Annotated in this window: 11 protein-coding genes; 7 read left to right on the top strand and 4 right to left on the bottom strand. The window is 66.5% G+C overall.

Annotated elements, in window-relative coordinates:
* Window positions 1-28 precede the first annotated feature (28 nt).
* Both parC and KYC_RS18475 read left to right on the top strand, forming a co-directional pair.
* Window positions 29-2359 carry a DNA topoisomerase IV subunit A gene (gene parC / locus KYC_RS18480; RefSeq protein WP_008165143.1) on the top strand — a complete coding sequence of 777 codons (2331 nt, stop codon included), beginning with the start codon at window positions 29-31 and terminating at the stop codon, window positions 2357-2359.
* A gap of 79 nt (window positions 2360-2438) precedes the next feature.
* Window positions 2439-3641 (top strand): DUF418 domain-containing protein, encoded by a 1203-nt coding sequence (locus KYC_RS18475; protein ID WP_008165141.1) that lies wholly within the window; start codon window positions 2439-2441, stop codon window positions 3639-3641.
* Here KYC_RS18475 and KYC_RS18470 read toward each other — a convergent pair whose 3' ends face one another.
* The 4 genes from KYC_RS18470 to KYC_RS18455 all read right to left on the bottom strand — a co-directional run bounded on the left by KYC_RS18470 (window position 3642) and on the right by KYC_RS18455 (window position 9878).
* Window positions 3642-6260, bottom strand: a complete 2619-nt coding sequence (locus KYC_RS18470; RefSeq protein WP_008165139.1) for a TRAP transporter permease — start codon at window positions 6258-6260, stop codon at window positions 3642-3644.
* Between the two features lie 141 nt (window positions 6261-6401).
* Window positions 6402-7406 carry a TAXI family TRAP transporter solute-binding subunit gene (locus KYC_RS18465; RefSeq protein WP_008165138.1) on the bottom strand — a complete coding sequence of 335 codons (1005 nt, stop codon included), beginning with the start codon at window positions 7404-7406 and terminating at the stop codon, window positions 6402-6404.
* A 152-nt stretch (window positions 7407-7558) separates the two neighbouring features.
* Window positions 7559-8899 carry an aspartate aminotransferase family protein gene (locus KYC_RS18460; protein ID WP_008165136.1) on the bottom strand — a complete coding sequence of 447 codons (1341 nt, stop codon included), beginning with the start codon at window positions 8897-8899 and terminating at the stop codon, window positions 7559-7561.
* A gap of 46 nt (window positions 8900-8945) precedes the next feature.
* Window positions 8946-9878: a MurR/RpiR family transcriptional regulator gene (locus KYC_RS18455; RefSeq protein WP_008165133.1), complete on the bottom strand. Its 933-nt coding sequence runs from the start codon at window positions 9876-9878 to the stop codon at window positions 8946-8948.
* A gap of 266 nt (window positions 9879-10144) precedes the next feature.
* On the opposite strand from KYC_RS18455, the gene KYC_RS18450 reads away from it, so the two are divergent.
* From KYC_RS18450 to thpD, 5 genes are all read left to right on the top strand, one after another.
* Complete coding sequence (locus KYC_RS18450) at window positions 10145-10693, top strand: MarR family winged helix-turn-helix transcriptional regulator (protein ID WP_008165131.1); 549 nt, start codon at window positions 10145-10147, stop codon at window positions 10691-10693.
* Complete coding sequence (ectA, locus tag KYC_RS18445) at window positions 10690-11250, top strand: diaminobutyrate acetyltransferase (protein WP_008165129.1); 561 nt, start codon at window positions 10690-10692, stop codon at window positions 11248-11250. Before KYC_RS18450 ends, ectA begins: the two co-directional genes overlap by 4 nt.
* A gap of 125 nt (window positions 11251-11375) precedes the next feature.
* Entirely contained in the window at window positions 11376-12683 is a 1308-nt protein-coding gene (gene ectB / locus KYC_RS18440) for a diaminobutyrate--2-oxoglutarate transaminase (protein ID WP_008165126.1), read from the top strand.
* Window positions 12680-13078 (top strand): ectoine synthase, encoded by a 399-nt coding sequence (locus KYC_RS18435; protein ID WP_008165124.1) that lies wholly within the window; start codon window positions 12680-12682, stop codon window positions 13076-13078. The genes ectB and KYC_RS18435 overlap by 4 nt, the downstream gene beginning before the upstream one ends.
* Window positions 13079-13093: 15 nt before the next feature.
* Entirely contained in the window at window positions 13094-14020 is a 927-nt protein-coding gene (gene thpD, locus KYC_RS18430) for an ectoine hydroxylase (RefSeq protein ID WP_008165122.1), read from the top strand.
* Window positions 14021-14131: the final 111 nt, after the last annotated feature.

Raw genomic sequence — 14131 nt, 5'->3', positions numbered from 1 at the left:
TCGATGAAATTGTCTACCTGAATACATCATGACCGACAGCAATCAACCCGGCTTGTTCGACTCCACCCCGCCCGACGGCGACGGCGACGGCAATGTCGCCATCACGCTGGCGCGCTACGCGGAGCAGGCCTATCTGGACTACGCGGTTTCCGTCGTGCGCGGCCGCGCGCTGCCCGACGTGGGCGACGGGCAGAAGCCCGTGCAGCGCCGCATCCTGTTCGCCATGCAGGCGATGGGGCTGGCCGCCGGCGCCAAGCCCGTCAAGTCGGCGCGCGTCGTCGGCGACGTGCTGGGCAAATATCACCCGCACGGCGACCAGGCCGCTTACGACGCCATGGTCCGCATGGCGCAGGATTTCTCGCTGCGCTATCCGCTGATCGACGGTCAGGGCAACTTCGGCTCGCGCGATGGCGACAACGCCGCCGCCATGCGGTACACCGAAGCGCGCCTCACGCCCATCGCCAAGCTGCTGCTTGACGAACTGGACGAAGGCACCGTGGATTTCGTCCCCAACTACGACGGCAGCCAGCAAGAGCCGCAGATGCTGCCGGCGCGCTTGCCCGTGATGCTGCTGAACGGCGCATCCGGCATCGCCGTGGGCATGGCCACCGAGATCCCGCCGCACAACCTGCGCGAAGTGGCCCAGGCCTGCGTGGCGCTGATCAAGCAGCCCCAGTTGCCGGATGCCGAGCTGCACGCCATGATCCCGGGGCCGGACTTCGCCGGCGGCGGCCAGATCATCACGCCGGCGGCCGACATCGCCCAGATCTACAGCGTGGGCCGCGGATCGCTGAAGGTGCGCGCGCGCTGGCAGTTCGAGGAAATGGCGCGCGGCCAGTGGCAGCTGGTGGTCAATGAACTGCCGCCCGGCACGTCGTGCCAGAAGGTCCTGGAAGAGATCGAAGAGATCACCAATCCCAAGGTCAAGACGGGCAAGAAGAGCCTGACGCCGGAACAGACCCAATCCAAGGCCGTCATGCTGAACCTGCTCGACGCCGTGCGCGACGAATCCGGCAAGGACGCCGCGGTGCGCCTGGTGTTCGAGCCCAAGACCTCGCGCGTGGACCGAGATGAATTCGTCAATACCCTGCTGGCGCAGACCAGCATGGAAAGCAGCTCGTCCATCAACCTGGTGTGCATCGGCACCGATGGCCGGCCGCGCCAGAAGGGCCTGCGCGACATCCTGGTCGAATGGCTGGCGTTCCGCACCAACACGGTCGTGCGCCGGACCCGCTTCCGCCTGGACAAGGTCATCGACCGCATCCACGTGCTCGAAGGCCGCATGGTGGTCTACCTGAACGTGGACGAGGTCATCCAGACCATCCGCGAATCCGATGAGCCGCGCGCCGCCCTGATGGAACGCTTCAAACTGTCCGAGCGGCAGGCCGAGGACATCCTGGAGATGCGCCTGCGCCAACTGGCCCGCCTGGAAGGATTCAAGATCGAGCAGGAACTGGCCGACAAGCGCAAGGACCAGATCACCCTGCAGGAATTGCTGGACAATCCTACGACGCTCAAGCGCCTGCTGGTCAAGGAAATCGAGGCCGACGCCAAGCAGTATGGCGACGACCGCCGCACCCTGATCGAGACCGCCGAACGCGCCGTGCTGGAAACCAAGGTGCTGGATGAGCCCGTCACCGTGGTGGTGTCGCAAAAGGGCTGGTTGCGCGCCCGCCAGGGCCACGGCCATGACGCCGCCCAATTCGGCTTCAAGCAGGGCGACGACCTGTACGGCGCCTTCGAGTGCCGCACCACCGACACGCTGATCGCGGTTGGCGACAACGGCCGGGTGTACTCGGTGCCGGTTGCCGGCCTGCCGTCGGCGCGCGGCGACGGCCAGCCGGTCACCACCATGATCGACCTGGAATCGGGCACGCGCATCGTCCACACCATCGCGGCGCCGGCCGACAGCCGCTGGCTGCTGGCCACGCGCGGCGGCTACGGTTTCGCGGCCAAGCTTTCCGACATGATCAGCCGCCAGCGCGCGGGCAAGCAGTTCATCACCCTGGAAGCGGGCGATGAGCTGCTGCGCCCGGTGCCGCTGTTCGCCGGCGCCAAGCAACTGGCGTTGCTGTCGCAAAAGGGCAAGTTCCTGGTCTTCGGCCTTGACGAGGTCAAGTCGCTGTCCGGCGGCGGGCGCGGCACGATCCTGATGGGGCTGGACGGCGCGGACAAACTGGACCAGACGGTGCCCGTCGGCCCGCTGGGCCTGCGCGCCGCCGGCATCTACCGCAACAAGGTCACCGAGGACATCCTGGTGGGCGAGTCGCTGGCGATCTACGTGGGCAAGCGCGCGCGCAAGGGCCGTGCGCTGGATGTGCGGCCCAAGCAGCCGCTGCTGTCTCCGGTGCTGGGTTGAGGCCTGCGCGCCGCCTGACGCAAGAGCCCACTGGCGGCGCGCAATTGCCGCGCCGCCGGCCCGCAGCGTCGGGACGGGCATGAGCGCCACGGGCGGCTCGCGGCCGCGGCTCGAGCACGTCGACGCCCTGCGCGGCTTTGCGCTGTTCGGCATCCTGGTCGTCAACATCGGGGTGTTCGCCTTTCCGTTCTATGGCGGGGGCGTGCCCGATCCCGTGTACTCAGGCCCACTGGACCTGACTGTGCGCTGGCTCATCGCCTGGCTGTTCGAGACCAAGTTCTACCTGCTGTTTTCCTTCCTGTTCGGATACAGCTTCACCCTGCAGATGGCGGCTGCCGAACATGGCGGGGCCGCCTTCGCGCCGCGCTTTTTGCGCAGGCTTGCCGGACTGGCCGCGCTGGGGCTGGCCCACGCCATCCTGTTCTATCAGGGCGACATCCTGCTGACCTACGCCGTGCTGGGCCTGGCGCTGCTGCTCTGCCGCCGCATGGATCCGGGCCGCGCGTTGCGCCGCGCCCTGTGGCTGATCGTGCTGGCCTCGGCGGTGTGGGCGCTGCTGGGCGCCCTGAGCTTTCTGGATCCCGTGCCGGCCGGCTACGCGGCCCAATACAAGGCCGACGCGCTGGCGTCCATCGAGGCCTACCGGGGCACCATCGGCACCACCATCGCGCAGCACATCAAAGAGCTGACGGACAACGTCTGGTTCACGGTGCTGTTCGTGCAAGGGCCGTACGTCTTTGCCATGTTCCTGGCCGGCTATGCGCTGGGCCGGCGCAACGCGCTCGCGGACCCGTGGCGCTCGCCGCGCGCGCTGTGGCTGCTGTGCGCACTGGGACTCCTGCCCGGGCTGGCCGGCGCGGCCGTCTACGCAACCAGCGCGCTGCCGCAGGCCAGGGTGGTCTGGGAGCTGCCGGGGCTGGCCGCGGGCCTGCTTACCGCACCGCTATTGAGCCTGTCCTATGGGGCGGCATTCCTGCTTGCTCTGCGCACGGGTCCGGGCAGGCGCCTGGGAAGCTGGCTGGCGCCGGCGGGCCGGATGGCGCTGAGCAATTACCTGATGCAGTCGGTGGTCTGCGCTTTCCTATTCACGGCCTGGGGGCTGCGGTGGTACGCCGCCGTGTCGCCGCTGGCCGCGTTCGCCATCGCGGTGGCCATTTTCGCGGCACAGTTGCCGCTGTCCGCGTGGTGGCTGCGCCGCCATGCCTACGGTCCGGTCGAATGGTTCCTGCGCGCGCTCACCATCGGCGCCTGGCCGGCCTGGCGGCGCGCGCAAACCCGCTGACTACGCGGCGCGGGTGCGCAGCCGGCTTTCCGGCGCGCCGCCGTCGCGGCGGCCCTGCCGGAGCCACATGCCCGCCAGCAACAACAGCGCGGGCACGTAGATCCAGAAGTCGGACCAGCGTTGCGGATTGGGCGCCTTGACGTTCACCACATCCCAGCCTTGTTCCCAGCCCGCCCGCTGTGCGCGGCTGCCAAAGCGCACGCCGCCGATCTGCGTCTGGTCGCCCAGGCTCATCAGCGTCAGCCCGGCCTCGGCCAGTCGCTTGCGGCCGGCATCCGGCGCATTGCCGCCGCCCTCCAGCGCGGGCAGCGCGACCGCGACTGTCTTGGTCAGTTCGTCGCCTTCCAGGTTGATGCCTTTCAGCACGACTGTCAGCCGGCCGTTGTCGGGCAGGGCGGCTGCCGTGGCCAGCATTTCGGAGGCCGGGCGGTTTTCGTGGCTGGGGGCGAAATAGTCCATGAACCAGTCGGGCCGGAACAGCATGAACGTGACCAGCAGCAGCACCCCGACCTCCGCCAGCGTGCAGCGGGTGCGGAACCACCGCATGGTGGCTGCGGCAAAGGCCAGCGACGCCAGCGTGGCGCCCGTCACCACCAGCGCCAGTTCCCAGCCGTAGTTCACGTCTATCAGCAGCAGCATCGGATTGAACACGAACATGAACGGCAGGATGGCCGTGCGCGCGGCGTAGGTGACCCCCTGGACGCCGGTCTTGATCGGATCCTCGCCTGAAATCGCGGCGGCGGCGAAAGTGGCCAGGCCCACGGGCGGCGTGATGTCGGCCATGATGCCGTAATAGAACACGAACATATGCACGGCGATCAGGGGAATGACCAGGCCGTTCTGCGCGCCAAGCTCGACTACGACCGGCGCCATCAGCGTGGCCATCAGGATGTAGTTGGCGGTGGTGGGCATGCCCAGCCCCAGGATCAGGCACACGATGGCGGTGAAGATCAGCATCAGCAGCACATTGCCCATCGACACGAGTTCGACGAAGGCGGTCATGCGCAGTCCCAGCCCGGTCAGGGTGATGGCGCCGACGATCAGGCCTGCCGTGCCGCAGGCGATGGCGATGCCGATCATGTTGCGCGCGCCGTCCTGCAGTCCGCCGATGGCGTCGCGCCAACCCTGGCGCCAGGCCGGGGCGGCCGGCTGCTTGCGGAACCAGGCGATGAGCGGACGCTGCGTGACCATCTGGAACAACATCGCCATGGCTGCCCAGAACGCCGACAGGCCGGCCGAGAGCTCTTCGACACTCAGGCACCAGACCAGGATGCCGATGGGAATCAGGAAGTACAGGCCCGCGCGCACCGTCGGCCAGGGCTGCGGACGCACCGGATGGTTGATGTCGATGTCCTGCGGCAGGTCCGGGTGGCGGGCCGCCACCCGCAGGAGCCACAGGTACAGGCCGCCCAGCAGGGCCAGCAACACCCATATCGCCGCCGCGCCGGCCAGCGCCTGGACGCCGGTGCCGATCCAGTACACCGCGCCCATGACCAGCAGCGTGCCGCTGATGCCCATGCCCCAGCCGGCGAGCTTCTGCAGCGGCGTGCGCGCGGGGCCGGAGGCCATCATGGGCTGGATGCCCAGCTTCAGCGCCTCCAGGTGCACGATATAGAACAGCGCGATGTAGGAAATCGCGGCCGGCAGGATCGCGTGGCGGATGATGTCGGTGTAGGGGATGCCCACGTATTCGATCATCAGGAATGCGGCGGCGCCCATGACGGGCGGCATGATCTGGCCGTTGACCGAAGAAGCCGTCTCGATCGCGCCCGCCCGCACACCGCCATAGCCCGCCTTCTTCATGAGCGGGATCGTGAAGATGCCGCCGGTCACCACGTTGGCGACGGACGACGCGGATACCAGGCCGTTCACGGCCGAGGACACGACCGCGACCTTGGCCGGCCCGCCGCGCAAGTGGCCCAGCAACGCGAACGACACTTGCATCATGTAGTTGCCTGCGCCGCACTTGTCCAGCATCGACCCCAGGAGCACGAAGATGAAGATGTACGAGACGGACACGCCCAGGGCGACGCCGTACACGCCTTCGGTCGTGAGCCACATATGCGACATCAGGCGTTCCAGCGAAGCGCCGCGGTGCGCCAGCACGTCGGGCAGCCACGGACCCGCCAGCGCGTAGGCGACGAAGACCAGGCCCAGCACGGTCATGGGCAGGCCCAGCGCGCGGCGCGTCACTTCAAGCAGCAGGGCCAGGCCGATCACGGCGGTGCCCACGTCCATCGGCGTCGGCTGGCCGGGGCGGCCCGCCAGCTCGTTGTAGAAGACGTACAGATAGCTGCCGCAGAATCCTGCCGTCAGCGCCAGCACCCAGTCATACCAGGGCATGCGGTCGCGGGCCGAGCGCTTGCTGGCCGGGTAGGCCAGGTAGCCCAGGAACATGGCGATGCCCAGATGCAGCGCGCGCGCCTCGGTGTCGTTGAAAATGCCCCAGTTCAGCGCGAACGGTATCGGCGACGCATACCAGAGCTGGAAGAAGGACCAGATCAGCGCGCCTGCGGCCAGCGTGGCGCCGGCGACACCGCGAGCGTCGCGGCCGCCGCGGTCAGCGTCGGCGACGAGCTGTTCCAGGTCCGGGGTCGGCTTATGCGACTCTTTTGTCATGAAATTCCCCTGCGTATCGTGGCGCGCGCCGATGCCATGGCGCGCGATGTGCCCCCGAGCGCGCGAAGCGCACGGGGAGCGGCAGCCTTGCGTGTCTGGGGGCGTAAGCCTCGATCCGCGCAAGGGCCGGTCTGACGGGCCTTAGAGCAAGCCCTTTTCCTTGAAGTACTTCTCGGCGCCGGGATGCAGCGGCGCCGACAGGCCGTTCTTCACCATGTCGGCCGCCTTCAGGTTGGCGAAGGCGGGGTGCAGCTTCTTGAAGTCGTCGAAGTTGTCGAACACGGCCTTGACCACCGTGTAGACCGTGGCCTCGGGCACGTCGGCGGACGTCACGAAGGTGGCGGTGACCCCGTACGTCTTGGTTTCAGCCGGGTTGCCGGGATACAGGCCCGCGGGAATGGTCGCGTGGGCGTAGTAGGGGTACTTTTCGACCAGCTTGTCGACGGCCGGGCCCGTCAGCGGCACGAGCTTGGCGCCGCAACTGGTGGTGGGGTCCTGGATATTGGCGGACGGGTGGCCGACGCCATAGAAGAAGCCGTCGATCTTGCCGTCGCACAGCGCCGACCCGTGTTCATCGGGGCGCAGTTCGGAGGCCAGCGAGAAATCTTTCAGCGTCCAGCCCATCGTGGCCAGCAGTTCCTCCATCGACGCGCGCGTGCCCGAGCCCGGGTTGCCCACGTTGAAGCGCTTGCCCTTCAAGTCTTCGAATCCCTTGACGTTGGATTCCTTGCGCGCCACCACCGTGAACGGCTCAGGGTGGATCGAGAACACCGAACGCAGCTTCGGGAAGGCGCCCGCCTGCTTGAACTGGCCCTCGCCGTTGTAGGCGTTGAAGCCGACGTCGGATTGCACGACGCCCAGGTCCAGCTCGCCGGCCTTGATGGTGTTGGCGTTGAAGACGGAGCCGCCGGTCGATTCGACCGAGCAGCGGATGCCGTGGGTCGCGCGGTCTTTGTTGACCAGGCGGCAGATGGCGCCGCCGGCGGCATAGTAGACGCCGGTGACGCCGCCCGTGCCGATGCTGACGAACTTCTGCTGGGCGGCGGCCGGAGCCGGCGCCGTGGACAGCAATGCCGTCGCCAGTCCCGCCGCGGCGAGCGTCCAGGCATTGCGATGGCCCAAGGTGTGTTTGACGGACGTGGTCATGCAAACTCCTTTTGGGGGTTTTCCCCGTGATTTGCCGGTCTTTGCCGGCGGCTGGCAGCCCCGCGAGCCGCGGTTCGCCCTGTGCTGAATCATCACGTGCCCGTTTATGGCGGGCGGCGCGCGCGGATCCCTGCCGCGCACGAGGGCGGCGTTTAGCCGCCGGCCTGGGCTATCGCGGCGTCGATGGCGCCGGCCAGCCTTTCTGTCAGTTGGTCCAGCTCATCGTCGGAAATGATGAAGGGCGGCGCCAGCAGGACGTGGTCGCCCTGGCGGCCATCAATGGTGCCTCCCATGGGATAGACCATCAGGCCGCGCGCCATGGCCTCGCGCTTGATCCGCGCGTGCAGCGTCAGGGCGGGGTCGAACGTCTGCTTGGTTGTCCGGTCCCGCACGAGCTCGACGCCCATGAACAGGCCGCGTCCGCGGATGTCGCCCACGTGCGGATGTTCGCCCAGCGCCTGCTCCAGGCGCTGGGCCAAACCCGCGCCCTGGACGCGAACGCGCTCCAGCAGGTTGTCGCGCCGGATCACGTTCTGAACGGCCAGCGATGCCGCGCAGGCAATGGCATGGCCAAGGTAGGTGTGGCCATGCTGAAAGAACCCGCTGCCTTGCTGCATGGCGTCCACGATCCGCTGTTGCGCCATCACCGCGCCGATGGGCTGGTAGCCGCCGCCCAGACCCTTGGCGATGGTAATGAGGTCGGGGGCGATGTCTTCCTGTTCCACCGCGTACAGCGTGCCGGTGCGGCCCATCCCGCACATGACTTCGTCGGCGATCAGCAGGACGCCATGGCGGTCGCAGACGTCACGGATGCGGCGGAAATAACCGGGCACCGCCGTCACGGCGCCGGACGTGGCGCCCACCACCGGCTCGGCCACGAAGGCCATGACCGTGTCGGGACCCAGGCGTTCGAACGTCTGTTCCAGCTCCTGCGCCAGGCGTTCGCCGTACTGCTCGGCGCTTTCGCCCTCGCGCTGGTCGCGGTAGGCGTAGCAAGGCGAGACGTGCTCCACCTCGATCAGCAGCGGCGCGAACTGGGCGCGGCGCCAGGCGTTGCCGCCCACTGCCAGCGCACCCAGCGTATTGCCGTGATAGCTCTGCCGGCGCGCGACGATGTGGCGGCGCTGCGGCTGGCCGATTTCCACGAAGTACTGGCGAGCCATCTTCAGGGCCGCTTCCACCGCTTCCGATCCGCCGGACACGAAGTACGCGTGCGACGTGCCCGCCGGCGCGTCGGCCACCAGCCGGTCGGCCAGCTGCTCGGCGACTTCGGTGGTGAAGAAACTGGTGTGGGCATAGGCCAGCGCGTCTATCTGCGCGTGCATGGCGGCCTGGATGTCCGGGTGGTTGTGTCCCAGGCAGGAGACGGCGGCGCCGCCCGATCCGTCCAGGTAGGAGCGGCCGGCGCTGTCGCGGATCCATACCCCCTGGCCGCTTGCGGCGACCAGGGGTGTCTGGCGGAGAGAACGGTGCAGGACGTGTGTCTGGCTCATGCTGCGGTTTCCGTGAGCTAGGGTTGAAGACGGAGGCGCGGCGGCCTCAGCCCGGACGGCGCGAGTTGGCGCCGTTCCAATAGACGTTGTCGGCGCGCAGGCGCTGCTCGACCTCGGTCAGGCGATTGAGCACCTCGTCGCCGCCGCGTGCGGTCAGCCGGGCGATCAGGTGTTCAGCCAGTCCAAGCAGGCCCGCGGTAGTGTGGAAGAACGATCCCGGCCCCTGGCGCGCGGGGCTGGCCTGCACGCCATCGCGGTCAGGCGGGGCAAAGCGCAGCGTGTGGCGGGCGTCGACGGCCAGCGGCGACAGCGGGTCATCGGTCAGCGCGATCAGCGCCACGCCGCGCTGCGCCGCCTGGCGCGCCAACTGGACCGTGGCGGTCGGGTAGGGCGCCTGGGATATCACGATCAGCGCATCGCCCGCGCCCAAGTTGTCCGCCTGCTCGGCGGGGGCGCCGCCCATGCCGTCGATCAGGACGCTGTTGCGGCGGACAAGCTGATAGGCGTAGCGCATCTGGAACGCGATGCCGAAAGCTGAGCGCGTGCCTAGGAAACCAACCTGCCGGGCTTCCAGCAGCGTCTGCACCGCGGCATCGAAGGCGGCGGGTGGATTCAGCTGGCAGACCGAGGACATGGCCTGGATCTGGTATTCGGTCAGCACGTCGTGCCCGGGGGCGGCGGGTTCGCCCGCCGCGGCCTGCAGGGCGGCCGCGCGGTCGCGCAGTCCCGGTTGGCCTTGCCCGGCCAGGGCCTGCTGGAAGGGATGGCGGAAATCCTCGTAGCTTGCGTAGCCGACCGCCCGCGCCAGCCGCAGCATGGTGGCGGGCGCCACGCCCAGCGTCTGCGCCTGGCGCCGCATCGACCACAGGCCGACTTCGGCCGGATGCGCGACCACCCAGTGCGCTGCGCGCTGCAATTCCGGAGGCAATTGCTCCAGTTTTTCCTGCAAGGTCAGCAGAAGGGCGGTAGGCAGCGACATAAGCGGCGAGGGATTTTGAAAAAACACATGATAAATAATTGGCTAATAAAAAAACATGTGTTTTTTTATAGGGAATTCCCCAATGATGTCTGCCTGCTGTGGGCGGTCTCCCTACCGTCTCAGGCTCGAATTCCGGTCATAGTGCTGTCTTCCTCGGCAATTCAGCGTTCATTTAATTACATCGTGCGGGGGATTTTTGTTTGACTCGAATAAATTTGGCACATATCATTCGTGTAGAAATGAATTTCACCGAACCACCCGCAACCATGACTGACGCCGCGAAATCCGATTCCTCACAGCAGTACGACCTGCGCATTTTGCGAGCCCTGCGCCGCATCACGCGTTCGATCGCGCTGCACTCGCGCCAGTTGTCCGCGGTAAGCCATATCACCGCGCCGCAACTGATGTGCCTGCGCACGGTAATCGCCAATGGGCCCATGACGGCCACGGCCATCAGCCGCGAAATGCACGTCAGCCCCAGCACCGTGGTCGGCATTCTGGATCGCCTGGAAGACAAGGGCTTGATCCGGCGCGAGCGCGGCCGGGAAGACCGCCGCATCGTGTTTGTCACCGCGACGGACGTGGGTCGGGAACTGGCGCAAGGCGCGCCGTCGCCGCTGCAGAAGCATCTGGCCGACGCGCTCAACGCCTTGCCTGAATTGGAACAGGCCACCATCACGCTGTCCCTGGAGCGCATCGTGACGCTCATGGAACAAGATGGCCAGGCCGCAGTCGACACGCATGGCGACGTGTCGTCGCCCATCCTTGAAGTGCCCACGGGCGGGGCACCCCCAGAATCGGGAATCGTCGCATGAAGAAAAACGAACTGGACTCCCCAATACTCTCAAGTGCCGTGGCGCCGGCGGTCAGCGCGCAGACCCATACCATGCGTCTGCCCGACCGCAAAGACGGCGCCGCCATCCACCGCCTCATTTCCGAGTGCCCGCCACTCGACCTGAATTCCCTCTACGCGTACCTGCTCCTGTGCGAGCACTTTCGCGACACCTGCGTCCTGGCTGAAAGCGCCGGAGGACGTATCAACGGTTTTATCTCCGCTTATGTGGACCCGTCCCGCCCCGACGTACTGTTCGTCTGGCAGGTCGCGGTGCACGCCCGCGCACGCGGCCATCGACTGGGCCGCGCCATGCTCCGGGAACTCTTGCAGCGCAAGGGCCTGGCGCATGTCCGCTATCTTGAAACCACGGTTGGGCCTGACAACCAGGCTTCGCGCCGCACTTTCGCCGGGCTTGCCGGCGAGATGGGCGCCCACGTCTCCGAACAGCCGTTCTTCGACCGGCAACTCTTCGGCGGCGCGGACCATGACGACGAGATGCTGTTGAGGATAGGCCCGCTTGCCTTGCCGCCCCAGTAGGGGCGGTGCAGGTCCGACGGACTTATCGAAATACCGGGATGGTTCACACGATCCGGATGCGCCTGACGCAACCGGAGGGGAGCTGGCCGTCCGTCAATTTATGAGATGAAAAGGGAGGATTAATCATGGACTTGAAAATCTTTGACCGTATGGAGTCGGAAGTGCGGGGCTACATCCGGTCGTTTCCCGTGATATTCAACCAGGCCCGTGGTTCGACGCTCATCGACGAAGAGGGCACCGAATACATCGACTTTTTCAGCGGCGCAGGCACGCTGAACTATGGCCACAACAATCCTGTTCTCAAGGAAAAGCTGCTGGAGTATGTGCAGGCGGACGGCGTCGTCCATGGCCTGGACATGGCCACCAGCGCGAAGAAGCGTTTCCTGGAGACGGTGGATCGCGTGCTGCTCAAGCCGCGCAACTGGCAGTACACCCTGCAGTTCACCGGCCCCACCGGCACCAACGCCGTCGAGGCCGCGCTGAAAATCGCGCGCCAGGTGAAGGGACGTTCCAACGTGATTTCGTTCACGCACGGCTTCCACGGCGTCAGCGGCGGTTCGCTGGCGGCGACGGCCAACATGAAGTTCCGCGACGCTGCCGGCTACGCGCTCGGCAACACGACGTTCATGCCCTACGACGGATACTTCGGCCCGGATGTGGATACCATGTCCTATCTGGAACGCATGCTGGAGGATCCGAGCAGCGGCATGGACAAGCCGGCCGCCGTCATCGTCGAGACGGTGCAGGGCGAAGGCGGCGTCAACGTCGCGACGCTGCGCTGGCTCAAGGAACTGGAAAAACTGTGCAAGCGCCACGACATGCTGCTGATAGTGGACGACATCCAGGTCGGCTGCGGCCGCACGGGCACGTTCTTCAGCTTCGAGACCGCCGGCATCCGCCCGGACATCATCACGCTGTCCAAGTCGCTATCCGGCTTCGGCCTGCCGATGTCGCTGGTGCTGATGAAGCCCGAACTGGACATCTGGAAGCCCGGCGCCCACAGCGGCACTTTCCGCGGCAACAACCTGGCCTTCGTCACCGCGACCCAGGCGCTGGAAACCTATTGGACCAACGCGGCGTTCACCGCCGACATCCAGCGCAAGGAGCGTCTGGTGGGGGACTGGCTGGAAAACCTGGTCCACAGCTATCCCAACGCCGGCCTGTCGGCGCGCGGCCGCGGCCTGATCCAGGGCCTGGTGTCCAACGGCACCCCGGCGCTGGCCAACCGCATCGCCCAATGCGCGTTCAAGAAGGGCGTCGTGATCGAAACCTCGGGCGCGCATGACGAAGTGCTCAAGCTGCTGCCCGCGCTGACGATCGAGGAAGACCTGCTGGCCAAGGGCCTGGATCTGATCGAGGCCAGCGTGGCCGAAGCGCTGGCCGATGAGGGGCAGTCCGCCCGCATCCTGAAATTTGGAGGAAAACGTCAATGATCGTACGCAATGTCAAAGATGTGATCGGCACCGCCGACGAAGTCCGCACCGACACCTGGGTCAGCCGCCGCGTGCTGCTGAAGAAGGACGGCATGGGCTTCTCGTTCCACGAGACCACCATCTTCCCGGGCGGCCGCACGCACATCCACTACAAGAACCATCTTGAGGCGGTGTGGTGCATCGAGGGCGACGGTTCGATCGAAACGATCGCCGACGGCAAGAAGTACGACCTGGGTCCCGGCGTGGTGTACGCGCTGAACGAACACGACGAGCACTGGCTGTGCGGCGGCAAAGAGCCGCTGCGCGTCATCTGCGTCTTCAACCCGCCGCTGACCGGCCAGGAAGTGCATGACAAGGAAGGTGTCTATGCGCTGCCCGACGCGGTCGCGGCCTGAAAACAGGAGGTTCGCATGATCTCACCCGCGCAGGATCCGTACGCCTCCCGTACGGATCGCAGTTCCGCCATCATTTCCCGCCAGGATCCCGTGGTCTATGAGGACGGCAAGTACGCCAGCGCCTTGACCGCGGATCAGGTAGGCCAATACGACCGCGACGGCTTCCTGCTGCTGGAAGACCTGTTCACGGAAGCCGAGGTCCGTGCGCTGTCGGCCGAGGTCGAGCGCATGACGCGCGACCCGTCCATCGTGCGCCGCGAAGAATCCATCACCGAGCCCGGCAGCAATGCCGTGCGTTCGATCTTCATGGTGCATGTGCTCAATCCCATGCTGGCGCGCCTGGTGCGCGATCCCCGGCTGGTCAACGTGGCGCGCCAGATTCTCGGTTCCGAGGTCTACATCCACCAGTCGCGCGCGAACATGAAGCCTGGCTTCAAGGGCAAGGAGTTCTACTGGCACTCCGACTTCGAGACCTGGCACGTCGAGGACGGCATGCCTTCGATGCGCGCGCTCAGCTGCTCGGTGCTGCTGACCGACAACAACGAGTGCAATGGCCCGCTGATGCTGGTGCCGGGATCGCACCGGCAGTTCATCTCGTGCGTCGGCGAGACGCCCAATGAGCACTACAAGCAGTCGCTGAAGAAGCAGGAGTACGGCGTGCCGGATCCCGTCAGCCTGCAACTGCTGGTGGAGCAGGGCGGCATCCGTTCCATGACGGCCAAAGCCGGCTCGGTGGTGTTCTTCGACTGCAACACCATGCATGGCTCGAACAGCAACATCTCGCCGTGGCCGCGCGCCAACGTCTTCATGGTCTACAACAGCATGGAGAACACCCTGAACCCGCCCAAGTACGGGCTGACGCCGCGTCCCGAGCATATCGCGACGCGCAAGGGCTTCAAGGCGGTCACGCCGCTGGATGCCCTGAAGCTGGTCGGCGGTTGAGCCGGCAGGCTTCAAGACCAGGCCCGGGGCGCGCGCCCCGGGCTTTTTTTGTCTCTTTCGGGCAGGCCCGCGGCGCCAGATTTCTTGTATTCTGCGGCATTCGCAAACCGT

It is taken from the genome of Achromobacter arsenitoxydans SY8 (genome assembly GCF_000236785.1).
GTDB classification, from domain to species: Bacteria; Pseudomonadota; Gammaproteobacteria; order Burkholderiales; family Burkholderiaceae_B; genus Achromobacter; species Achromobacter arsenitoxydans.
The sequence above is the reverse complement of the archived record's forward strand: the minus strand, read 5'-3'. Positions and strand labels throughout refer to the sequence as shown.

Coding starts and splice junctions, on each gene's coding strand:
- ectB (WP_008165126.1), top strand. CDS start 11,376: ATGGACTTGAAAATCTTTGACCGTATGGAGTCGGAAGTGCGGGGCTAC.
- KYC_RS18460 (WP_008165136.1), bottom strand. CDS start 8,899: ATGAGCCAGACACACGTCCTGCACCGTTCTCTCCGCCAGACACCCCTG.
- KYC_RS18475 (WP_008165141.1), top strand. CDS start 2,439: ATGAGCGCCACGGGCGGCTCGCGGCCGCGGCTCGAGCACGTCGACGCC.
- thpD (WP_008165122.1), top strand. CDS start 13,094: ATGATCTCACCCGCGCAGGATCCGTACGCCTCCCGTACGGATCGCAGT.
- KYC_RS18435 (WP_008165124.1), top strand. CDS start 12,680: ATGATCGTACGCAATGTCAAAGATGTGATCGGCACCGCCGACGAAGTC.
- ectA (WP_008165129.1), top strand. CDS start 10,690: ATGAAGAAAAACGAACTGGACTCCCCAATACTCTCAAGTGCCGTGGCG.
- KYC_RS18465 (WP_008165138.1), bottom strand. CDS start 7,406: ATGACCACGTCCGTCAAACACACCTTGGGCCATCGCAATGCCTGGACG.
- KYC_RS18455 (WP_008165133.1), bottom strand. CDS start 9,878: ATGTCGCTGCCTACCGCCCTTCTGCTGACCTTGCAGGAAAAACTGGAG.
- KYC_RS18470 (WP_008165139.1), bottom strand. CDS start 6,260: ATGACAAAAGAGTCGCATAAGCCGACCCCGGACCTGGAACAGCTCGTC.
- KYC_RS18450 (WP_008165131.1), top strand. CDS start 10,145: ATGACTGACGCCGCGAAATCCGATTCCTCACAGCAGTACGACCTGCGC.
- parC (WP_008165143.1), top strand. CDS start 29: ATGACCGACAGCAATCAACCCGGCTTGTTCGACTCCACCCCGCCCGAC.